The organism is Arsenophonus apicola (genome assembly GCF_020268605.1).
Lineage (GTDB): Bacteria > Pseudomonadota > Gammaproteobacteria > Enterobacterales > Enterobacteriaceae > Arsenophonus > Arsenophonus apicola.
Genome location: NZ_CP084222.1, coordinates 2,881,470 through 2,903,735, shown reverse-complemented (window position 1 = coordinate 2,903,735; position 22,266 = coordinate 2,881,470). Strand labels below are relative to the sequence as shown.

General features: G+C 32.9%; 18 protein-coding genes and 1 pseudogene. 6 read left to right on the top strand and 13 right to left on the bottom strand.

Annotated elements, in window-relative coordinates; genetic code table 11:
• Positions 1 to 27 precede the first annotated feature (27 nt).
• The 5 genes from LDL57_RS13710 to LDL57_RS13690 all read right to left on the bottom strand — a co-directional run bounded on the left by LDL57_RS13710 (position 28) and on the right by LDL57_RS13690 (position 2,528).
• Complete coding sequence (locus tag LDL57_RS13710; RefSeq protein WP_180559430.1) at positions 28 to 423, bottom strand: DoxX family protein; 396 nt, start codon at positions 421 to 423, stop codon at positions 28 to 30.
• Positions 424 to 649: 226 nt separating this feature from the next.
• Positions 650 to 946: a YqjK-like family protein gene (locus LDL57_RS13705; protein ID WP_180559431.1), complete on the bottom strand. Its 297-nt coding sequence runs from the start codon at positions 944 to 946 to the stop codon at positions 650 to 652.
• Complete coding sequence (locus LDL57_RS13700) at positions 933 to 1,340, bottom strand: phage holin family protein (protein WP_180559432.1); 408 nt, start codon at positions 1,338 to 1,340, stop codon at positions 933 to 935. The genes LDL57_RS13705 and LDL57_RS13700 overlap by 14 nt, the downstream gene beginning before the upstream one ends.
• A gap of 1 nt (position 1,341) precedes the next feature.
• Entirely contained in the window at positions 1,342 to 1,638 is a 297-nt protein-coding gene (locus LDL57_RS13695) for an ElaB/YgaM/YqjD family protein (protein WP_180559433.1), read from the bottom strand.
• Between the two features lie 224 nt (positions 1,639 to 1,862).
• Positions 1,863 to 2,528, bottom strand: coding sequence for a DedA family protein (locus LDL57_RS13690; protein WP_180559434.1), 666 nt, complete (start codon positions 2,526 to 2,528; stop codon positions 1,863 to 1,865).
• A gap of 531 nt (positions 2,529 to 3,059) precedes the next feature.
• On the opposite strand from LDL57_RS13690, the gene LDL57_RS13685 reads away from it, so the two are divergent.
• Positions 3,060 to 4,016, top strand: coding sequence for a TerC family protein (locus tag LDL57_RS13685; RefSeq protein WP_225506104.1), 957 nt, complete (start codon positions 3,060 to 3,062; stop codon positions 4,014 to 4,016).
• Between the two features lie 337 nt (positions 4,017 to 4,353).
• Here the strand turns inward: LDL57_RS13685 and LDL57_RS13680 are convergent, their stop codons facing one another.
• Positions 4,354 to 6,375, bottom strand: a complete 2,022-nt coding sequence (locus tag LDL57_RS13680; RefSeq protein ID WP_180559436.1) for an NADPH-dependent 2,4-dienoyl-CoA reductase — start codon at positions 6,373 to 6,375, stop codon at positions 4,354 to 4,356.
• A gap of 1,586 nt (positions 6,376 to 7,961) precedes the next feature.
• Here LDL57_RS13680 and LDL57_RS13675 point away from each other — a divergent pair.
• Complete coding sequence (locus LDL57_RS13675) at positions 7,962 to 8,837, top strand: LysR family transcriptional regulator (RefSeq protein ID WP_180559437.1); 876 nt, start codon at positions 7,962 to 7,964, stop codon at positions 8,835 to 8,837.
• A 707-nt stretch (positions 8,838 to 9,544) separates the two neighbouring features.
• Here the strand turns inward: LDL57_RS13675 and LDL57_RS13670 are convergent.
• The 3 genes from LDL57_RS13670 to tnpA all read right to left on the bottom strand — a co-directional run bounded on the left by LDL57_RS13670 (position 9,545) and on the right by tnpA (position 11,788).
• Positions 9,545 to 10,354, bottom strand: a complete 810-nt coding sequence (locus LDL57_RS13670; RefSeq protein ID WP_225506086.1) for a hypothetical protein — start codon at positions 10,352 to 10,354, stop codon at positions 9,545 to 9,547.
• A 242-nt stretch (positions 10,355 to 10,596) separates the two neighbouring features.
• Positions 10,597 to 11,286 carry a hypothetical protein gene (locus tag LDL57_RS13665; protein WP_225506084.1) on the bottom strand — a complete coding sequence of 230 codons (690 nt, stop codon included), beginning with the start codon at positions 11,284 to 11,286 and terminating at the stop codon, positions 10,597 to 10,599.
• A gap of 97 nt (positions 11,287 to 11,383) precedes the next feature.
• The gene (tnpA, locus tag LDL57_RS13660; protein WP_225506073.1) at positions 11,384 to 11,788 is read right to left on the bottom strand and encodes an IS200/IS605 family transposase; all 405 of its coding nucleotides are present in this window, start codon (positions 11,786 to 11,788) and stop codon (positions 11,384 to 11,386) included.
• Positions 11,789 to 11,846: 58 nt separating this feature from the next.
• On the opposite strand from tnpA, the pseudogene LDL57_RS13655 reads away from it, so the two are divergent.
• Positions 11,847 to 13,072 (top strand): annotated as a pseudogene (locus LDL57_RS13655) (RNA-guided endonuclease InsQ/TnpB family protein).
• A 19-nt stretch (positions 13,073 to 13,091) separates the two neighbouring features.
• Here LDL57_RS13655 and LDL57_RS13650 read toward each other — a convergent pair.
• The 4 genes from LDL57_RS13650 to LDL57_RS13635 are packed head-to-tail and all read right to left on the bottom strand — an operon-like array spanning position 13,092 to position 16,526.
• Complete coding sequence (locus LDL57_RS13650; protein ID WP_225506056.1) at positions 13,092 to 13,838, bottom strand: radical SAM protein; 747 nt, start codon at positions 13,836 to 13,838, stop codon at positions 13,092 to 13,094.
• Positions 13,838 to 15,112: a glycosyltransferase family 2 protein gene (locus LDL57_RS13645; protein ID WP_180559440.1), complete on the bottom strand. Its 1,275-nt coding sequence runs from the start codon at positions 15,110 to 15,112 to the stop codon at positions 13,838 to 13,840. Before LDL57_RS13645 ends, LDL57_RS13650 begins: the two co-directional genes overlap by 1 nt.
• Before the next feature lie 40 nt (positions 15,113 to 15,152).
• On the bottom strand, positions 15,153 to 15,833 hold the full coding sequence (locus tag LDL57_RS13640) for a glycosyltransferase family protein (RefSeq protein ID WP_225505988.1): 681 nt from the start codon (positions 15,831 to 15,833) through the stop codon (positions 15,153 to 15,155).
• A 27-nt stretch (positions 15,834 to 15,860) separates the two neighbouring features.
• Positions 15,861 to 16,526 carry a hypothetical protein gene (locus tag LDL57_RS13635; protein WP_225505986.1) on the bottom strand — a complete coding sequence of 222 codons (666 nt, stop codon included), beginning with the start codon at positions 16,524 to 16,526 and terminating at the stop codon, positions 15,861 to 15,863.
• A 744-nt stretch (positions 16,527 to 17,270) separates the two neighbouring features.
• Between LDL57_RS13635 and treB the strand changes: the two genes are divergently transcribed.
• From treB to pgmB, 3 genes are read left to right on the top strand one after another with little or no spacing between them, the layout of a single operon-like run.
• Positions 17,271 to 18,704, top strand: coding sequence for a PTS trehalose transporter subunit IIBC (gene treB, locus LDL57_RS13630; RefSeq protein WP_225505984.1), 1,434 nt, complete (start codon positions 17,271 to 17,273; stop codon positions 18,702 to 18,704).
• A gap of 41 nt (positions 18,705 to 18,745) precedes the next feature.
• Complete coding sequence (locus LDL57_RS13625; RefSeq protein WP_225505983.1) at positions 18,746 to 21,475, top strand: glycoside hydrolase family 65 protein; 2,730 nt, start codon at positions 18,746 to 18,748, stop codon at positions 21,473 to 21,475.
• A complete protein-coding gene (pgmB, locus tag LDL57_RS13620) occupies positions 21,472 to 22,122 on the top strand; it encodes a beta-phosphoglucomutase (RefSeq protein ID WP_180559444.1) in 651 nt (216 codons plus the stop codon). Before LDL57_RS13625 ends, pgmB begins: the two co-directional genes overlap by 4 nt.
• Positions 22,123 to 22,266 lie beyond the last annotated feature (144 nt).

Here is a 22,266-nt window from a genome sequence, read left to right as displayed (position 1 = left end):
TGGTAATATGATCGCCCAAACGTTATATTACCATTTTTTATTTAACCAGTGATCGATACTGAATTTGCCTGGCCCGAGAATGGCTAATAGCATATAACCGCCAGCGATAGAGAGATCTTTTAAAAACATCAATTGGTTATCGCCTTCGGCAAAGTTGAAGTGAAAAATAAAAGCGGTTAACAAACTAAAAGCAACGGTAAAAATAGCTGTGGTTCGCGTTAAAAAACCAAATAGGATCGCGATGCCACCGCCAAGCTCTAATAAAATAGTTAATGGCAGTAAAAAAGCCGGCACGCCCATTGCATGCATATATTGCTGGGTTTCAATATAACCACTGCCAAGCTTACCATAGCCGGCAAAAATAAATAACAGTGGCATTAAAATACGAGCCACCAGGATTGTGATATTCTCTATGTTTTTCATATACATCCTTCTTAAAGCTTACTATTTAAAGTAAGGGTTTTAATCTGTAGTGAACGTTTGACTGCCAAACAAGAATTAATTAATTGCTGTTTTATTTATAGTAAAGCCTAGATTATTAAAAATACTAGCCAGAAAAATTCAATCTATTATGCAAAAAAATTGAATGAATTAATGGAGGATAATTTGTTATTGATAGGAGGAAGTTTTTTTCGAATTTGCCAATCGGTTACGCTTTTTTTGCTATAAATGTTTGTAAAGTTTTTGCTATTCCCCAAATACCAATAGCGCGTCGACTGAGGCGATAAAGTTTTTTAGGATGACGAATATGATAGAGTGCAATTAATGAAAAACTTGCAATAACCAATGGTTTGAAAGCTAGCATCTTTTGCCAGGTACGATCATAGGGTGCAGTAATTGCTAACCAATGCTCAGAAGTTGCGGACAGCACATTACGCTGCTGCTGAATATTGGTTAACAATTGCTGCTTTTTTAATGCCAATTGTTTCGCTTTACTCAGTTTCATGTTCATCCTGTTTTAACTGTTTGATATCCTGCTTTAATTGTTCACGGGTTGCCGCTAATAGAGACGTGCGATGGGCTATTTTTAATGTCCAGCAAGTACCTAATAATGCCAGGATAAGTAAAACAGCTGTTGTAATAGCAACCACTTGTATACGATAGGCGGGATCAACCATAAGAAAAATTAATACCAGCAAACTCATCAGGCCGAATGCGATCAATAGTAATGTGGTACCGGCTAATAAAATCAGTTGGACAAAGGTTTGCTTTTCTTGTTCGAGCTCGACTGCAATGAGTTGCAGTCGCGTCTCAACCATATTAACAAGAATAGAACCTATCCGTTGTAAGGTAGTTAGCAAGCCTTTAGCCGGTCCATTTGGATGTTGATTTTCTCGCATGTTAACGTCTAGCCAGTAAAATGCCTAATACCAGCCCGACAGCGGCACCTACACCAACACCGGTCCATGGTTTTTCATGTACATAATCATCAGCCCGGCCAGCAACCTCCTTGGTTTGATCAATAATTTTGCTGCTGACATCACTCAGTTTTTGGCGAGAATCGTTTAACGCTTTTTCTGCTTTACGGCGAATTTTATCAATTTCTGCTTTGGACTTATTTTCTGTATTGTTCAAAACTTCTTCCAAAGAATCAGCTAATGATTTTAATTCTGTACGTAGGTTTTCGGTATTTTTCATAACGTTAACCTCTTTTCAATAAAGATCGTTAATTTTTACTACTCTTGTTCTTTGAGAATAGTAAAAGATCCAATAAAATCAATCTATATCTCATTAAAGGTAATTTAAAATTTGTTATATTGAAATATAAAAATAACTATATTGGTATAAAAATTTGATAAAAAGTTTGATTGAAAGGAATGCTGTTACCAGGAAAGTAGGCAACAGCATAAATTAAGTTGGATTTAAGGATTACGGCGATTAAATTTTTTCTTTAGTACTACGGCTATACTGCCTATTAGACCAATAAAAAGCAAGACAACCGGGATCAGCATCAAAATACTCATGATTTGGCGTTCATAGTATTGAAAGAGTGGACTTTTACCGAATACATAACCAATAGTGGTTAAAATCAATACCCAAAGTAACCCACTAAGCCAATTAAAAAACTGAAAGCGTCCATTAGGTAAACCGGATAGGCCGGCAATGGTAGGTAGAATTGTCCTGATAAAAGCAAGAAAGCGGCCAATAAGCAGCGCTGCCAAGCCATGGCGATGGAAAAGGCTATAAGCACGTTGGTGATAATGTTCAGGTAGATGAGAGAGCCAGCTTTGCACGATTTTATTGTTTCCTAGCCATTTACCTTGGAGATATCCTATCCAGCAACCCAAACTGGCACCTGCGGTTAAGATAATGATTGTCAATGGATAATTAATCGTGTCTTTGGCTATTAGGACACCGACTAGGATAAGCAAACTGTCACCAGGTAAAAAAGCGGCAGGTAATATTCCATTTTCCAAAAATAATATTGCAAACAATATAATGTAGATAGCCCATACTAATGAAGGATTCATTAGCATATTGTAATCTTGATGCCAGAGTGCAAAAAAAAGTTCTTTAACTAATTCCATCAAGTGTTTCCTAAATACCGTTATCTTTAAACCTAATTGGCAGTTATTATCTATTATCCCTTATTAGAGATAATGCAATCCTAGTTAAAAAGCTTGTATATGAGCTTTAAATATTAAATTCAGGTATAAGCATAATATATTAGACTAATGTGATACTCTAACAAAATCATAAATAACTAAATAGTAAATTTTCGGTGAAATTGACTTTCTATTTAATATTTTATTTTTTTACAATTCATGAAATACATTTACCAACATCTTGTGTTTTGGTAGCAGATCTTTTATTTTATTAGCTAGCAAAGGGGAGTAACTTCTTCAGCCGGTTTATCGTCATTACGGTGTTATGCACCCGGTAACCGGGCATCACAGGTGAATTTCTAAGTCGCTTTTGTGTTGTAAGTGAGACCTTGCCAGTAGGCAAGGTTTACTTATAATTTAAATTAGTGGAATAGAAACCTATGAAGACTAAAATGGATTATAACGGCTGAGCCTTCTGTGGGGTTCGGCCGTTTTTCGTTTCTAGGAGCTAATATGCATACTGTTGGTACTCCCGTATTATGGGCAATCTTTACTATTGTTATTGCGGTTATGTTACTTATTGATATTTCTTTACAGGGTAAGCATAAGGGAAGGGAAATAACAGTAAGACAGGCGATTATATGGAGTTTAATTTGGATTAGTTTGGCATTGTTGTTTGCCTTAGGTTTATGGTTTTATTTTAAACAAACAACTAGCCTAATGATTGCTAACCGCCAAACAATGGCTTTTTTAACCGGTTATTTACTAGAAAAAGCATTAGCTGTTGATAATGTATTTGTTTGGTTAATGTTATTTAATTATTTTTCAATTCCGGTGAATTTACAGCGCCGAGTCCTTATCTATGGTGTATTGGGAGCGATAGTATTGCGTACTATCATGATCTTTACAGGTAGTTGGCTAGTCTCACAGTTCCACTGGATTTTGTATCTCTTTGGCATTTTTCTACTCTTCACTGGTATTAAGATGTTCTTTGTTAAAGAAAATGATCAATCGATTGATAAAAAACCATTAGTGAAATGGCTCGGTTCTCATATACGCATGACAAATACTTTACATGATGAGCGTTTTTTTATTCGTCAACAAGGCATTTTATTGGCGACACCGTTGATTATGGTATTAATTTTAGTTGAGATTAGTGACATTATTTTTGCGGTGGATAGCATCCCGGCTATTTTTGCAGTAACAACGGATCCTTTTATTGTATTGACTTCAAATCTATTTGCGATTATAGGCTTGCGGGCGATGTATTTTGTTTTATCAGGTATTGCTGAAAAATTCTCTATGCTAAAGTACGGACTGTCTATTATCTTAATTTTTATTGGCATAAAAATGTTATTAATGGATGTATTTCACATTCCTACCGCTGTTTCACTGACTATTGTTGCGGCTATTTTAACATTGACAATGTTCTTTAATTATATCTTTAATAAATATAAAAAACATATTTAATAATTAAATAATAGTTTTAAATATTATAATACTGTATCCCTTAATATTAATTAAAAATGGTAAAAAGGGATATTGTTATTTCTCTATTAGCTAAATTTGTTCTGCTAGTTAATTTATTAATAAAAGGGTTAGTTAGTTGTTTATCTAATAAATCTGTTTTTGTATATGGTGGTATCTTTTTTTATCCTAACTAACGTAGATACAACATTTTATAACCATAAAAACAATTTGCCATGATTATAGAAAAAAACATGTTGGTTACTGTCTTATATCATACATGCAAGCTTAGTAAAGCATAAAGCAAAGACTAATTATCGGCGATTATTAGTGTTTTTCTTTATATTGCATATGCAAGGCGCATTCCTTGATCAATAGCACACCGTGCATCAAGTTCTACGGCAATATCAGCACCACCGATAATATGGGGTTTTTTGCCTAATTTGTATAGTGCGTCGGCTAAAGTGCGAAGGGATTCTTGGCCAGCACAGATGATGATGTTATCAACAGGCAAACACTTTTTTTGCTTGTTATGGTAAATATGCAATCCCTGATCATCAATTTTCTGGTAGCTAACACCATTCATCATAGTAACGCCATAACGTAGTAAGTTTAAGCGATGGATCCAGCCGGTTGTTTTGCCAAGTTGTTCACCAACACGCGTTGATTTTCGTTGTAGCAGATAAATTTTACTAGGAGAAGCAAGTTGATGTTCTCCTTTAGGATAAATACCGCCTGGTTGTGTGATCGTTGTATCAATGTTCCATTGATGAGTAAATGCATCAATGTCTTGGCTACTTTTATCTATTTCTTGACAAAGATATTGTGCGATATCAAAGCCGATCCCGCCAGCGCCAATAATTGCTACTTGCGAACCGATGGTAATATGGTGTTTTAGTACATCGTAATAATTCACGACACTGTCGTGATCAATGCCTTCTATGTGGATTTTTTTAGGTAGTACGCCGGTAGCAATGATGATTTCATCAAAGTTTACCAGTTGTTCGGCTGAGGCTTTGTTAGTTAAATGAATAGTAACATTTTTTAGTGTCAGTTGGCGTTGAAAGTAACGAATTGTTTCTTGGAATTCTATTTTTCCAGGGATTTGTTTAGCAAGATTTAGTTGACCACCGATCTGACTTTCTTGCTCAAATAGGGTAATATGGTGGCCACGCTCTGCTGCGGTTATAGCAAATGATAATCCCGCTGGACCGGCGCCAATAACCGCAATATTTTTTGGTTTTAATGCTGGTCGAAATGGAAAGTCTAATTCATGACAAGCGCGCGGATTAACTAAACATGATGCTTGCTTACCAACAAATATCTGATCTAAACAGGCTTGATTACAAGCGATACAGGTATTAATTTCATCCGCACGATTTTCCGCCGCTTTAGTCATAAATTCTGAATCAGCAAGAAAAGGCCGCGCCATAGAGACTAAATCAGCACAGCCATCAGATAAAATCTGCTCGGCTAGTTCAGGCGAATTGATGCGATTAGCGCAGATTAAAGGAATTGATATTTTTCCCATCAATTTTTTAGTGACCCAAGTAAAGCCTGCTCTTGGTACCATCATTGCAATAGTCGGGATCCTCGATTCATGCCAGCCAATACCGGTACTGATCATCGATGCTCCAGCCATTTCGATTGCTTTTGCTAAGTGTTCTATTTCACTCCAATCGGATCCTTTTTCAATTAAATCAAGCATAGATAATCGGTAAATAATAATAAAATTATGGCCTACTCGTTGTCGAACAGCTTTAATAACTTCAATCGGAAATCGGATCCGATTTTGATAACTACCGCCCCACAAATCTTCACGATGATTTGTATATTGAGTAATAAATTGGTTAATTAAATAACCTTCTGAACCCATAATTTCTATACCATCATAGCCTGCCAGCGAAGCAAGTTCAGCGCAATGGGCATAGTCTTCAATTGTTTGTAAAATTGCAGTATGACTGAGTGGTTTAGGCAAAAAGGGATTAATACTCGCTTGTAATGCACTAGGTGCAACTAGATCAGGATGGTAGCTATAACGGCCAGCATGAAGGATTTGCAAGGCGATTTTCCCTCCTGCTTGATGCACCGCATTAGTAATCTTTTGATGGTGAATAATTTGTTTCTTACTAATTAGGGTTGCACCATCTTTGGTAAGGCTGCCAGGGTGATTAGGGGCGATGCCGCCAGTAATAATTAATCCAATATTATTTTTTGCCCTTTCTGCATAGAACGTGGCTAGCCTAACACTAGCTTGAGGATGCTCTTCTAGTCCAGTGTGCATAGAGCCCATAATTACTCTGTTTTTTAATTGCGTATAACCTAAGTCTAATGGCTTAAATAAATGAGGAAAGAGATGCATATCCATTTTCCTTATGATGAGTTCTTAGTATAGGATTATTGTTATTACTTAATAGCTAATTGCAACGCAAATTGTAGAAACATTATCTTAATTTAATTCATATTAATAGTTGAAAGACTATATTATTATTAATAAATTGTAATTTTTATCATAGTTACTGAAGTATGCTTTCTGATTAATCGATACTCATAAAGTCCTCTACTAATTATAATTAGGTTAAAAATAAGGTTGTAACAGCCTAAAAATGCAATTTTCATTCTTTTGGTAGTTAAATGTTATTAATTTTAGTGTAGGGTCACATTTGAATGATTGGAGATTTGATATAATTGTGCTTCTTCATAGATCTATTGTCACATAGCGATATCAACTAAATTTTACAGGACAGTTATAAACCACATATTTGGTATGCATGATTGTGTAATTTTAATGTATTGATTTAGAAAAGTTATTTATAATAATTGACAATTTTTGTATTCATTTTACTTACGTTCTTTGGGAGTAGACTAAGAAATTGTTATATTATTGCTTTTATTATATGGATAAGATTTTTTTGAAACTTAGCTGAAATTTAAGTAGAAAAAAGTTAGTTGTGCGAGAATTAATCAAAATAGGTTTACAAGGTATTCGGTCGTTCTTTGTTATTTTATTTTAGTGTTAATATTCTTAACTATTAAGGTCAATCTGATTATGTTGAGGTATTGCTGGATTTAGGATAAGTAAGATAAAACTAAAAAGTTTTAGCTTTTTATAAAAAAATAGGTAGTCATAAGAAGAAAAATGGCTTTAATCGAAAATAAAGAATAAAAAAATTAATGTTACAATATGATGAGTATCTCTAGAAATATAATTCGGATGAGTAATTTTTCATATGAAATTAATTATATTCTTTATTAACAATAAATTTTTTATCTTTAATTAACTCTATAATATAAAGATTAATGTAATACCTAGTATTTGGTTTTAATCAATAAACCAAAGAAGGTAATGTTATAACAAAAAAACATTACATGATCTTTTGTTACAAAATTCAATAAATTTAAAATATTGTGATGTACCATAGTAAAATAAAATATACATTACAATTTTTTAATTGTAATGTATATATTCTAGTTATTTATTTTTTTATTTAAATGCACTAAGAATTATTAATTTTACAATATCACAATTTTTAATTTTTAAAAATGAAAAATATATGTGTTTTTATACAGTTTATTATAAGTGGTTAAATATGATAAATTTTTAAATTTTAAAAATTTCATTATTATTCTTATAAATGATTACAAATTGATGATAAGTAAACAATAAATGAAAAAAAGGTATGTGACATTTTATTATTTATAAGTTATAAGAAGTAATAACAATTGATAGGGAGAAGTTATATGTAGCTATATTAGGATGAAATAAAAGCTTACACTATATATTATTACATTGAGAATTCTAAAAATATAAAAATTATTGAACTGGTTATTTATAGGTTTTGAGTTGTTTTTTTAATAAAATTTTGCTTCTATCTAATTTTTTATAGAGAAGATAATATGTTTTTCGTAAAAAATTTATTTTTATCAGATTTTCATATAGGAGATAATATGTTTTTCTCAAAAAGAGTTGAGCAATTTATAACTATTGCCCAAAAAGGAACTTTTAAAGAAGCGGCAGATGAGTTATGTATATCTCCTTCTGCCCTTAGTAAGGGAATGAAGGAAATAGAGGGGCAGTTAGGTGTTCAACTTTTTCGACACTCAGGAAGAGGAGCAAGATTAACTTCTAATGGGGAAAAATTATATCAAGAATTATTTCCACATTATCAGGATGTAAGTGCTACAACAAAAAAATTAATTTTAGGTTTTTCTAGTAAAAAAGAGTCTGTTATTAATATAGCGACAGATGATGCATATTTTCCTGATCTGGCATCAGTAATATCAAAAATAGACTCAATTGAATCGGGAATTCTTGTTGATATTAAGAAGTATTCTAATCATTTAATATCAGATATTATATGTCGTATTCAGGCTGATATTTTTATTGGTTCAAGAGAAGAGGAGAATTTACCTACTAATATTGAAAGCTTAGCACTATCTTCTAAGTTAGAGTTAGGTGCAGCTGAAAATATTATAAATAACTATAAAGATAAAATGGAATTACTGCTTAATAATAATATTATACAAACAGAAAGTATGTTGTTATCGAAAGGTTTTGAGAGAATAAAAAATTTATTAATGGATAAGCATAAGAAAAATATAATTTCAGTTTCAAGTATTGATGATGTTTTTCAGATATTAGGGGATGGGAAAGGTATTTCGTTTATTCCTAAATCCAATAAAAATATATCATTAGGTAAGCAACATAAGGTGAATTTTGCTATTCCTCCTGCACCTTTCAATATAGAATTTCGAGGAAAATTATATTATAAGGCTGAAAAAAAAGAATCTTTACAATGGCTTATAGATTTAATATGTGATTAATATGATGTAATAAACACCAGGGAATCTAATATTAAACCAAAAATATATAATATAGCAGTTTTTCTGTATCAAGTTTCTATTTGAAATTTATCTTCTGGTTTTTATTTATTACATGATATTTATTGTTTCCTTGAGCGACATTTATTGGTTTTTAATTGTTGTCAGTTTTTATTTAATTATCATTTTAATAAATGATTATATTATCTTTTATTATTCCAATGATTTATATATATTAATTTAAATGAAATAATGAGTTAATTTTTTTATTTAATAACTATTTATTAGTAATTTTAATTCATGATTAATTTTGTAGAGTAATTTTAATAAATTATAAGATAAATTTTTTTTAACAATTGAATATAAAAATAAATTTAAAATAATTCAATATTTATATAATATTTTATTAAGTATGGTAAGTTAGAAAATTATTGTTTTTCTTCGCAACATCATATTATCGATGTTTGAAAAAACTTTAGTTAACGAAAATATTTTTTTTAAATAGCTTATAAAAAACACTAAACTTTCATACGATAAGCAATTAACAATTTGAATAATTTTCATGCTTTAAGATGTTGATAAATTTATTATTTAGTACTGTTAAAAATATTCTTATTTATCATCGATAATGATATCGCAAAGCAGTGATAAGCAGGGATGGTCTGATTATGAAGCTTGATAACTGCAAGTTGAACTTCTGGTTTGTTACTTTAAGCTAAACTTTCTGCTACTGACAAATAATCAGTATAAATTTGAGGAGAGCCAGAGAAGGAGGCAAATTGTTTCCACTCTTTATACATAAGTTTAGTGTCCTGATGTGCGCGCGCAAAATGAAAAGCCTCATCAGTGGCTATGTCTGGTTTGGGATAAAATAGATTAAGTGCTGCAAAACTTTCAATCTCCATCATTACCACATATTGATCTAGACGATTTCCGCACTCACCTTTTAACAAGCGAAATTTCCATCCTGGATAATCTTCTATTCGATGATGGTTTTCAGCAATAAAGTTTTCAAAAGTTTTTGCCATAATTCCAGGCTTGAGTGCTAGGTTGTGGATGCCAATTATTCTGGCGATAGACTCTTGGTTAGGTCGTTCCAAATAGCGTGGGCCATGACAGACAGTGCTTTTTTTATTTTCCGCTAGTAGTTGATAATCCGTGTAAATAGTGGGAATTTCACTAAAAGTAGCATAACGTTGCCATTCAGCAAGGATTTTATGTATTTTTTGTGGTTGTGCCTGCCAGAATTGATTGGCTAATTCTTTTTTATTGCCGTCACATAATTGATAGCGATTACGATGTTCAACGCTGTCTATTTCAAACAGCATCAGATATTGTCCAACTCGCTCACCGCGCAGACCACGCAATAGCGTCCAGCGCCAACCAGGATAGCATGGAAGATAGACACCTTTTTGGCGAACGAATGTTTCAAATTGCTCTGGTGTAACACCTGCTTCGGTGTCAATTGCAATGTAATACAGACTGAAAACGGGTAAGGGTAAGTTATATTTTTTTTCCATCAATGATTTCCTTACATTTTTGCCGTAGATGTCCGGCTATAGCTTCTTGCTAAACATTATGTCATTAGGCATCCGGTATGATGCTTATTGGCTATGATATAGTGTGACCATCGTAAAGTATGGGCTTCTACTTATTAATAACGGCTTATACATCTGACGTGATAATAACGTTATCACCTCTGTAAGCCATACCTGAAATACGGCATCCAATAAATAGGGTTGATTTTTTTAATTAATCCATCTTAACTAAATTGGGTGTTAATAATGGATTCAACTAATATTGCCGCTTCTTTAGTTAAAAAAACCTTATTATTATCAATAAAAATAAGTTTTCTCAGCTGTAATTTTGTTAGTGCATTATTAATAGTTTTGTTGGTAAAAAAACTTTCCCCAGCAAATTTTGTTTTATAAACATTATCATCTACTGGGATCAAGCTAGATAATGCCATTTTAAAAGCATTTATTCTTTTTTGATTGTTTGAAAAACCTCTAATGGAGTGACAAGGTAGTTGGCTTTTAGTGATAGATTCTTTGTATTGTTTATAGTTTGTTATATTTATCATTTCAGAGGAGATAGATTTTGAGCTTCCACCTAATCCGATCGCTATCTCAGGGTATTGTTTATTAAGATCAGTAATAAGGCTTTTCCATTTTTCAGGATAAGTATTTTTCTTATAAAAATACATTGTCGGGTGCTCGTTATATTCCCTGTCTAGATATTTATCTATTAAATCGCGCATTTGATACTGTTTCCCTAAACTGGGTAGCGATTTATCTGCGTCAGAAATTATTTTTTTCTGCCATAAACTATCTCTCTCTCCTGATACGCCAGTTCTGGTTTGCATAAATTCTTTCATATGTAATTTAGTACAAACAACATGAGAAATATTGAGTCTTTTTATTATTTCCATGTCGTTTTTTACATCATCCACAGTTTGACCAAATATACCATCTTAACCTCCAAAGGGTACTCCCACCGACATAAGGTGGGAGGGGAATTTGGTCGGGCTTGAAAAGCCCGAAGAATGATCAGCCACGCTGATTTTGAATGTATTGCTTAACAACTTCCAGCGGTGCTCCCCCGCACGAACCTGCAAAGTATGATCGAGACCACAACACTGGCTTGCCGTAAGCCCCACGCAAGTCTAGAAACTCATTACGCAGACGACGAGACGTTACCGCTTTCAGCGAGTTTACTAGTACTGACAACTGCACTGTGGGCGGGTACTCGATCAGCATATGAACGTGATCGGACTCTCCGTTACTTTCCTTTAAATCAGCCCCAAAGTCGCGACACACTTCACCTGCATACTGATAAAATGCTTTGTAGTGCAAGCCACTGAGTACTTTCTTTCGGTACTTAGTCACAAAGACAAGGTGAACATGTAAAAGAAACGCTGCATGTCTTGAACGGTTGATTTTATATTTTTGCATTGAAATTAACCGGATATACGGTAAGATAGTGAGATAATTTACTACACACTGAGTAATAATGCTAATTCTAAAAGCCTACAAATTCAGACTCGAACCAACCGAAAAACAGTCGCAACGTTTGCGGCAGTTGTGCGGATGCGCTCGTTTTATCTGGAATTACGGGCTAGCAGAGACGCAACGCATTATTGAATCCGGCGGTAAACTACCGTCAGCGTTTGAACTAAATCGGATGCTCACAGAATGGAAAAAAAAGCCGGAACATTCCTTTTGCAAGAAGCCTACACGGATAATCTTCAGCAGAAACTCAAAGATCTGCACGGGGCATGGAAACGCTGCTTTGATAAAAAACTGGCAGCAAAAGCTCCTGTATTTAAAAGGAAAAATGACGGGCGTGATTCAGTTCGTTTTGTTAATTTTGATAAATATTGTCAGCTCGATAATGGCAGAGTGAGATTACCGTCAGGTTTGGTATGGGTAAAGTTCCGGCAGTCGCAAAAGCTGTACGGTAAGATTAAAAACGCAACCGTTAGCCAACATGCGGGACACTGGTATATATCGTTTCAGGTCGAACTGGAAATGGACATTCAGCCTCATTCGTCAGCAACAATGATTGGTTTGGATGCAGGTGTAACCAGACTCGCCACGCTGTCAGACGGCACAGTGTTTGAACCTGTAAACAGTTTTAAAACCAACCAAAAAAAGCTGGCGAAATTCCAGCGTCAGTTAAGCTGTAAAGTTAAATTCAGCAATAACTGGAAAAAACAGAAGCGAAAAATCCAACGTCTCCACTCGCATATAACCAATATCCGCAAAGACTACCTTCACAAAGTCACCAGTGAAATCAGCAAAAACCACGCGATGATCGTCATTGAGGACTTAAAGGTCAGTAACATGTCGAAATCGGCAAAAGGTACACAAGAGCAGCACGGACGGAATGTCAGGGCAAAATCAGGACTTAACCGTTCGATACTGGATCAGGGTTGGTATGAAATGCGCCGTCAGCTTGAGTACAAGCAGCTATGGCGCGGTGGTCAGGTATTAGCTGTGCCTCCGGCATATACAAGTCAACGGTGTGCATGTTGTGGTCATACAGCGAAAGAAAATCGTCAATCACAAAGTAGATTCGAGTGCCTTGAGTGCGGGTATACAGAGAACGCAGATATCAACGGAGCTCGTAACATTTTAGCGGCAGGACATGCCGTGTTAGCCTGTGAAGTGAACGGTGCAGTAATGCCGTCAGCAGCAGGAACCAGGCTTCTGAGCGATCAGATAGTCTCCGACTAACGGGAATCCCCCTCCTGAGTCACGAAGTGTGAAGGTGGGGGAGGATGTCAAAAATGAGATCGACACTAATTAATTCAAAACCTAATGTATTAGCATCTGCAATGGTTTTAAAACATTCTTCAGCAGTATGTTTCCTGCCACAGGCTTTAATTAAATGATCCTGAAATGATTGGGTACCAAAGGATAATTTAGAAAAACCAAGTTCTTTCAGTAACGATAAATATTCTTTATTAAGACTACCTGGCTCTCCTTCAAATCGCATAGTTGTGGATGAGAAGTTAAAATTATCTTTATAAAAATTTATTAGTCTTTTTAATTCGCTATCAGGTAGAAGAGAAGGTGTACCGCCAAATATATTAAATTCACCAATACTCACATTAGCAAGATTTGGTACTTGTTTTAACCAAAGCGTGGCCTCTTTAATATTAAGATCAACGATTTCTTTAAATAAACTGTCAGCTTTTGCTGATTTAGGGTTCACTATAACGGTAGGAAACTGACAAAAGTGGCATCGATAACGACAAGTTGGAATATAGACCCAGAGATGAATATTTTCAGCCTTTTTTATCTCCTTATTCATATCATCAAAAAATGAGGTTAAGGGATAATTGTCAATATCGCCGGGGAAAATATGACAACCAAAAGGATCTTTAATGACATACTCAAGTAAATCTGTATTTTCTTTTTTACTTAAAATATTGCATATATTTGGTCTAGGATATTTTTCATCAATATCATTAAGAGAGGCAATATAAGTATCTCGCATTAGAACACTCCACCATTAGCAAAATAATTGTGAGCCTCTCCTGATTCTCTATCCTCACAAAAATAATAAACAAATCTATTAAAATCTTTGTTATCTATAGCGTTAAAACAGTCAGGAAGCGGAGGAGGAAAACCTATGTCTTCACCTACATAACGGCGAAGTGAGTTAAATATCTCTTCTTTAAATTCAAAATAGAGTCGGAAGGCGGGGGTTTTGTAAGAATGTATGGGTTTGAAATCAGTAATACTGGTTTCATTTTTGATTTCTTTAATCCTATTATAGAGATCCTTGGCAATGTCAGGTGTGAAAAATTTAATAACTTCTTGGTTATTAATCAAAATATTAGGATTTAATAACGCCGGTAATATAATGTTTTTCGGGATATAATCTTTGATTGAATAAAACCAGGCTTGTTCAGCATCATTAAGACTTAAATCTTGATAATGATTTAATTGATTGTCTAATGGCCTTACATCCTTCATTGTAATAACGCCATTTTCACCATAGGCGATGCCATGGATAACATCATTTAATAAGGTGTCTACTCTTCGACTATTAATTTTTACATATGATTTTGGTGAATATACTGGTTTTCCACCATAAGCAATAACTTTGATACCAAAATCCCAATCGTCAGATAAATGTTCGACAAATTTACCATCTTGTAATTGGTAAAATATTTCAATGCCACCAACAAGATCATAAATATTTTTTTCAACAGCAAATCCTTTTCCATCAGGAAAGCCACCAAACAAGGAGAATGAAAAATCACGACAGCGTAATGTCTTATTTATTTCTTTATATAAATTAGGTCGCTCGATAAAATCATTTTTTTCATAAAAATAATTACAGGTACCTAAATCACCATCTTCGGTGATCATTGTATAAATAAGTTCGTCAAGCCAATATTGATCTACAGTACAATCAGCATCAGCTGAAACAATATAATGTTTTGGCCAGTTGTTAAATTGAGCCCGCCGTTTTTCAGCTCTTAGGGAGGCATAATCCATCCCTTTTTTTCTTGCTGAAGAAACGCCTTGAATTTTTTCATTAATAATATGAATATCTAGATTGTTATATCTGTTTTGACAAGCAATAATTTTGTTAACAGAATCATCGGTTGAATTATTATCAACGAAAATTAACTCAGCATTACTAAGATCAAAAAGTTTATATTTAAATTTTTGATTATAAATTGATTCTATGACACTTTCTAATCGTTCACTTTCATTATAAAAAGGGAATACAATAGATATGAAGGTTTCTTTACGCATAAATTATCCATATTAAAGGTTAAAATACTCATTTTTAATACTAGATATTAAATATTTTATTTATTATCTGATTAGATAATAAATTTTTCCCTATATTAAAATTATGTTTCACTAAAGCTGCTGTCTTATTTTTATCATTGATTAAATTATAAACTCGCTGGATAAAATCATCGTCCGGTAGACCATCTTCTTTTGGCGAAATATTCATTAATTCAGTTTTAAAACCATGTTGACCATAAACTTCATGGTAATATTCGTAACTTGTAGATATATAACAACGATTATGACTAATTGCTTCACCTATGGGATTACCATAACTATCATAATCATAGGATGTTAAGAATGAAACCATATCGCTAGAATAATAGAGGTCTTGAATAGTTGGTTTATTGTTTTCATTTTCGATAAAATCATGTTGTAGTGGCCCAGAAAATTTTATAAAACTATCTAGTTCCAATTTTTTTATATATTTCCTTAGATAATGTGAATAATCACTATTTTCTTTTTCATCACCAGCAATAATTAAATATATATAATTTGATTTATTATTTTTTATATATAATTCGTTAAGTTTTTTTATTAGATAAATATCTCGTTGTAGTTTTTTTTCAGGAATAATTCTAGTGGTTCTAGCAATTAAAAAATCATCTTTTGATATATTAAATCTATCTCTTATATTTATTCTATCATGATTATTATTAAATAAATAAGTGTTACGCATAACATCAATATTGATATCTTGTTTACTTCAATCTTTTAGTTTTTTAGCTAATGAATTGTTTAACGTAACATATTTTATATATTTTGATTTAATAGGCTTGATCGCATAATACCAAGGCTCTTGGCCATATTTTTTTGATAAAGTTTCGCTGTTCCACATTAGATCATAATCTCGCCATAATACAAAACAGGCTAGATTTTTTTGTGTACCATATTTTTCTATACTTTTATATAGTGCTTTAGTATAAATAATATTTTCAGGTAATGTTCCATTTTCAATGACTAAATGAGTAATCTCTAGTTTATTCCATATATTAAAAATTAATTCAGATAACTGATCGGCAACAATATCTACTTGTTCTAGTAGTCTATTTTTTTCTTTTAAATTAGCTTTTGTCGTACCTTTAATTAAAGTATTATTTATTTTATCGATAAATTCAGTGGTGTAATTTTTTAACAAATGTATATCATTAATTCTTACTAAGTTAAAATGTTTATCAAAAATTGATTTTTCATAACAAGAATAGGGTTTGGCAAAATTTCCTTTATCAATTTTTATGTCATAGCCTAAATCAATAAAGGATTCAAACCCTCTATTATTTAAATAACATGCTAATTTTGCTGCTTCAACTGTAATACCTGAAACAGCTATGGCATCAAATGAAATAAACATAACTTTTTTTTTATAAGGCATATTAATTCCTATCTTTTATTTTTTTTGAATAAAAAATATTTATCATTTATAATATAAATATTTTATTATTTTATAATGATTATTAATATATTTTGTGATAAGTATCGAATAAAAATATTTGCAACAAGGGAAAAAGTAATTTTTGCGATAATTGAGATACAAATAAAAATTTTTCAAATAACACTTGTCATTTAACTGTAAATATATTTCAACTTTTAATACATTAAAATTTATATTAATTAGATATATATAAACAGTTTATTAAAAATATTAAATTAGAACAAAAAAATGATTAACGATAAATGTTATTAAAATAACTGAAACCAAGTAATAACATCTATCAATACAACTTTAGTAAAGTTTCAATTTTTATATTTAATAATAATGACTAATATGAATGTTATTTTAATTTAATAAATTTTTTTGATGGAAATTTCTATTGATAACTGAGTGTCGTAAAATTTTTTTCTGTTTTTTTTATTCTAAAAATTAGAATAATGAAAAATTATTTTTAAAGTAAATTGACATAAGTAAGTTATATTTATTTTAAAAAGGAAAATGCTCATACTAATGCTTATTAAAATCATAAAATTATCATTACATTATTCAAAATAAATAATATTTTTTTCAAAAAAATTATATTCATTTTGTTTTATATCTATTTTGTGATTGATCTCTATGAAATATGATTATTGATGAGATATTTTATATTTTATTATGTAAAAATAAAAAATTATTGAAATTATGTTAAAGAACATCACAATAAATTACGTTAATATTAACAAGATTATTTCTACGATTGGTGGTAGAAATAATGTAAATAGTTTTACCCACTGTTTGACTCGATTACGTTTTATTTTACATGAACCAGAAAAGGCCAATATAGAAGATTTAAAAAAACTGCCGGAAGTTAAAGGTTGTTTTAATCAAGCAGGGCAATTACAAATTGTTATTGGTACTAATGTAGATAAATATTATAAAGCAATTCAAGAACAATTTGATATAACAAACAGTGACGACGACGAAAAAGGGGCTAAGATAGCGATTAAAAAGAAGCCAAAAATTTGGACTCGGTTAATAACTAATCTGGCTGAAATTTTTTTCCCTTTGTTGCCTGCGCTTATTTGTGGCGGCTTGTTGTTAGGTTTGAGAAATGTTTTAGGTGAAATGCCAATAGTAAATAATCAACCATTAGTGGCATTTTATCCTGCACTAAAACCAATTTATGATTTTCTCTGGTTGCCCTGTGAGGCAATTTTTCATTTTTTGCCGGTTGCAATTTGCTGGTCAGCAGTAAAAAAAATAGGCGGAACGCCAATATTAGGTATTATTCTTGGAATTACATTAGTTTCACCACAGTTAATGAATGCCTATAATTTAGGTAATCAGTTACCTGCTGTTTGGGATTTTGGTCTATTTACTATTCAAAAAGTAGGTTATCAGGCTCAAGTTATTCCCGCTATTTTTGCTGGCTTATTTTTAGGTTGGTTTGAAATATTTATACGTCGTTATGTTCCAGGTTATTTAAAATTTGTGATTGTTCCTATTATTACGTTGAGCATTTCTGTTTTTGTGGCCCATGGAATACTCGGTCCCATAGGACGAATGATAGGTAACGAAATTGCAGAAGTAGTTAGAATTATCATGTTCGGTGGTTTTGCGCCAATCGGCTCTGCTATTTTTGGTTTCACCTATCCTCTATTAGTAATCAGTGGCGTGCATCATACTACGTTGGCGATTGATCTGCAGATAATGCAAGCGCAGGGTGGAACACCAATTTGGCCAATTATTGCGCTTTCCAATATCGCACAAGCCTCCGCTGTAGTTGGCATTATTATTGTCAGTCGTAAAGAAAATGAACGTGAAGTCACCATCCCAGCCGCTATCTTTGCTTATCTGGGAGTTACTGAGCCGGCGCTTTATAGTGTTAATCTTTATTATCGTTTTCCCTTGCTCTGCGCTATGGTAGGTTCTGCTTTTGCCGGTTTTATCTGCGGTGCTTGTGGCGTACTTTCCAACGGTATCGGTGTGGGCGGATTGCCGGGTATTCTTTCTATCCAACCGATTTATTGGCTAGTTTACTCATTTGCCACAATCATTGCTATTGTTGTTCCAATTATATTGACGATATTGATTTACCGTTATCAACAACGAAAAGGCATACTTATTTCTGATTAAAGGATTATTTGACTAATATATTTTTAATAGTGAATTTGAATATGAATTATTTGCATGTTGTTTTTAAACCACAAGAATTAGTGGTTTACCAAGCCCAAATGAATAATAAATCTTATCCGGTTACCTATCAGAAAATTAATAAATTAGATTTATTAGCGTTAATTAAGCAAATTAAATTAGATTTTCCCCATATTCAGGGTGGAATATTAAAAGGAGATGCGTTAGCGTTTTATTCGCCATTTTGTATAGAAATTGCTAATAAAGATGTTGTTGATATGGAGAAATGTTTTGCTGAAATATTTAATGTTCCTTTCATTCGAGCAGATATTTTGCTTGATAATGCTGAAGAAACATTAAAAAATGCTTTAACAGAGAAACAACAAACAATAGGTTGGAGCATTGATTATTGCGGATATAATCCAGGCAAAGCGGAATATACCACTGAGTCTTTATTGACTGTTGCAAATGGATATTTAGGATTAAGGGGTACGTTACCTGAAATGGTAATCAGTGATGATACCTATCCGGCAACTTATCTTGCTGGGCTTTATAATCAAGCTATTTCGGTAATAAATGGTCACCAAGTGCATAATGAAGATTTCGTGAATGCACCCAATGCACAATATATCTCGCTACGTATTGGCCAAGGTAAATTTGTTAATCTTACTGATTTTAAGATCATATCTCTTTATTGTCGATTAGACTTGCAAGCAGGGATTTTATCGAGTGAATTACAAATTGAAGATGAAGCAGGGCGTCGCTTAAAAATAGATTGTCGAAAATTTACTAATATGGCAAGAATGACGCACTACAGTATTGAATATCAATTTTGTCCGTTAAACTTTTCTGATCAAATAACCATTTGTACCAAAACAGATGGTGGAACGTTTAATTATGGTGTTGAACGTTATCGTTCGCTCAATTCTTATCATTATCAGATAAAAGATTTAATTGCTGATAAACACAAAACCTATTTATTAGCGCAAACCTATCAAAGTAAAATAGGTATTGGTATTTCGACAGAAATTAGTGGTGATTTCTTTGCGCCAGATAGTGTCGAAAATAGGATAAATGAAAATAGTATTGTTCAACAAGTGGTTTTTTCTGCGGAGCAAGGCAACTGTTATCGGTTAGAGAAAAATGTAGCGATCGCGATTTCTACTGTTTTTAAACAAGATTGGCAACAGGTAAATACATGGCAATTGCCTAATTTTGCCGCTCAGTTAGCAGAAAGTCAGCTTGCTTGGCAAACACTGTGGCGGGAAAGTGATATTGTCATTGCTGGTGATATGATGACGCAAAAACTTCTGCGTTTACATACTTATCATCTATTAGCCTCTTGTTCCCCATTAACGAATGGCAAACATAAATTAGATGTTTCTGTTACTGCCAGAGGTTTACATGGAGAAGCTTACCGAGGGCATATTTTTTGGGATGAGATATTCATTCTGCCATTTTATATTATGCATTTTCCAACAACCGCTCGCCAATTACTGATGTACCGTTATCGGCGGTTACCTGCCGCAAAACATGCGGCTTCACAAGCCGGTTATCAAGGTGCTATGTTTCCGTGGCAATCAGGTCACGATGGTAGTGAGCAGACGCAAACCTTACATATAAATCCGCTGACAGGAAAATGGGATCCTGATCATAGTCACTTACAGTGTCATATTTCTTTAAGCATTGCTTATAATGTTTGGTTATATTGGCTAAATACTGGCGATAAGCCATTTATGATCGACTTTGGGCTGGAATTATTAATTGAGATTGCCAAGTTTTGGCTGAGTAAAACAGTCTGGGATGCATCGACTAATCGATATCATATTACCGGGGTGATGGGACCAGATGAATTTCATGAATATAGTCTAGGCAATAAAGAAGCCGGTTTGCAGGATAATGCTTATACTAATTTAATGGTGGCATGGTTATTTAATCAAATTGACATAATAGCTTTGTCTCTGTCAAAACCGGATTTAAATAATATTTTAAATCGAGTTGATATCAATACTGATTTCTGGCAGCAATTAACAACCATTAAACAAAACTTAGCGTTGTCAATTAATGAGCAAAATATCATAGGTCAATTTGATGGTTATTTTGCCCTTAAAGAAATTGATTGGCAAAAATACCGCAATAAATACGTTAATATTTATCGGTTAGACAGAATACTGCGCGCTGAAGGGAAATCAGCCGATAATTACAAAGTCGCTAAACAAGCAGACTTGCTTATGGTATTTCATAACCTTAGGCAAGATGTTATAAAAAATTTATTAAAAAAAATGAACTATCCTACCTCTGATAATTATGTAGAAAAAAATTTCAATTATTATTTTTCTCGAACTTCCCACGGTTCGACACTATCTCGTATTGTCCATGCTTCTTTGGCTGAGAATATTAAATCGTCAGCTTTATCATGGCAATTATATAATGAGGCTCTATTTTCTGACTATCAGGATATTCAAGGTGGAACGACAGCAGAAGGTATTCATACTGGCGTAATGGCCGCTACCCTCAATATGACAATTATGACATATGGTGGGGTAGATATTCGTCAACCGTTATTGGATATCAATCCTTCATTACCTACTCATTGGCGGCATCTTCAGTTTAAGTTGTGCCACTTAGGCGTTAATTACCAATTTTTTATTACGCAAGAAAAATTATCTATCACTTGTGATCAGGATACTGAAATAAAGGTGGGTAAGCAGGCGTATCAGATTTTTGCCGGTAAAATTGCTAACTTTGATTATAAAAATGAGGTAGTTGCATGAAGAAGGGAATGATCTTCGATCTTGACGGTGTTATTGTCGATACTGCTTTTTATCATTTCAAAGCTTGGCAATATCTGGCTAAACAGATAGATATTGATTTTGATGCGAAGTTTAATGAAAGCTTGAAAGGAATAAGCAGAGTTGAGTCATTGGAAAAAATTTTACGTTATGGTGATAAAGCTGATGCTTTCAGTATGGCAGAAAAAAATATTCTGATGAACCGTAAAAATGATTACTATCTGCAATTACTCAGTAAACTGACAGAAAAAAATATTTTGCCTGGAGTTTTGTCTTTTATTAAGCAAGCCAAAAAAAACAAAATTCCTTGTGCGATAGCCTCCGCATCTAAAAATGCCACCATGATCCTCGAGCAACTTAATATTAAAGATTATTTTGATGTTATTGTTGATCCTCACTCTTTGTCTAAAGGCAAGCCGGATCCAGAGATCTTTTTAACTGCGGCCAATTTAATCGATGTGTCGCCTAGTGAAGCGATTGGTTTTGAAGATTCACAAGCTGGCATTGAAGCATTAAATAGAGCGAATATTTTTTCTGTTGGTATATCGCCACAAGACAATTTAGTCGGTGCTGATTTACGAGTTGACTGTTTTGAAAAAATTAATTTTGAGCAACTCTTGGGTATGTAAGTAAATATGTTAATTATTTGATAAAAATTATGCGTATTTAATAAAATCTTCCCTCTTTTGGTCAGGCAACAAGTATTGATATTATTTAAAATATCATTAATATATAGGTTGCCTGCCTGACCCATTATTTAGTTTTTTTCCATT

Bases quoted from the DNA above. Each gene is read 5' to 3' on its own strand.
- LDL57_RS13710 (WP_180559430.1), bottom strand. From the start codon at position 423: ATGAAAAACATAGAGAATATCACAATCCTGGTGGCTCGTATTTTAATG.
- LDL57_RS13705 (WP_180559431.1), bottom strand. From the start codon at position 946: ATGAAACTGAGTAAAGCGAAACAATTGGCATTAAAAAAGCAGCAATTG.
- LDL57_RS13700 (WP_180559432.1), bottom strand. From the start codon at position 1,340: ATGCGAGAAAATCAACATCCAAATGGACCGGCTAAAGGCTTGCTAACT.
- LDL57_RS13695 (WP_180559433.1), bottom strand. From the start codon at position 1,638: ATGAAAAATACCGAAAACCTACGTACAGAATTAAAATCATTAGCTGAT.
- LDL57_RS13690 (WP_180559434.1), bottom strand. From the start codon at position 2,528: ATGGAATTAGTTAAAGAACTTTTTTTTGCACTCTGGCATCAAGATTAC.
- LDL57_RS13685 (WP_225506104.1), top strand. From the start codon at position 3,060: ATGCATACTGTTGGTACTCCCGTATTATGGGCAATCTTTACTATTGTT.
- LDL57_RS13680 (WP_180559436.1), bottom strand. From the start codon at position 6,375: ATGCATCTCTTTCCTCATTTATTTAAGCCATTAGACTTAGGTTATACG.
- LDL57_RS13675 (WP_180559437.1), top strand. From the start codon at position 7,962: ATGTTTTTCTCAAAAAGAGTTGAGCAATTTATAACTATTGCCCAAAAA.
- LDL57_RS13670 (WP_225506086.1), bottom strand. From the start codon at position 10,354: ATGGAAAAAAAATATAACTTACCCTTACCCGTTTTCAGTCTGTATTAC.
- tnpA (WP_225506073.1), bottom strand. From the start codon at position 11,788: ATGCAAAAATATAAAATCAACCGTTCAAGACATGCAGCGTTTCTTTTA.
- LDL57_RS13650 (WP_225506056.1), bottom strand. From the start codon at position 13,838: ATGCGAGATACTTATATTGCCTCTCTTAATGATATTGATGAAAAATAT.
- LDL57_RS13645 (WP_180559440.1), bottom strand. From the start codon at position 15,112: ATGCGTAAAGAAACCTTCATATCTATTGTATTCCCTTTTTATAATGAA.
- LDL57_RS13640 (WP_225505988.1), bottom strand. From the start codon at position 15,833: ATGCGTAACACTTATTTATTTAATAATAATCATGATAGAATAAATATA.
- LDL57_RS13635 (WP_225505986.1), bottom strand. From the start codon at position 16,526: ATGCCTTATAAAAAAAAAGTTATGTTTATTTCATTTGATGCCATAGCT.
- treB (WP_225505984.1), top strand. From the start codon at position 17,271: ATGTTAAAGAACATCACAATAAATTACGTTAATATTAACAAGATTATT.
- LDL57_RS13625 (WP_225505983.1), top strand. From the start codon at position 18,746: ATGAATTATTTGCATGTTGTTTTTAAACCACAAGAATTAGTGGTTTAC.
- pgmB (WP_180559444.1), top strand. From the start codon at position 21,472: ATGAAGAAGGGAATGATCTTCGATCTTGACGGTGTTATTGTCGATACT.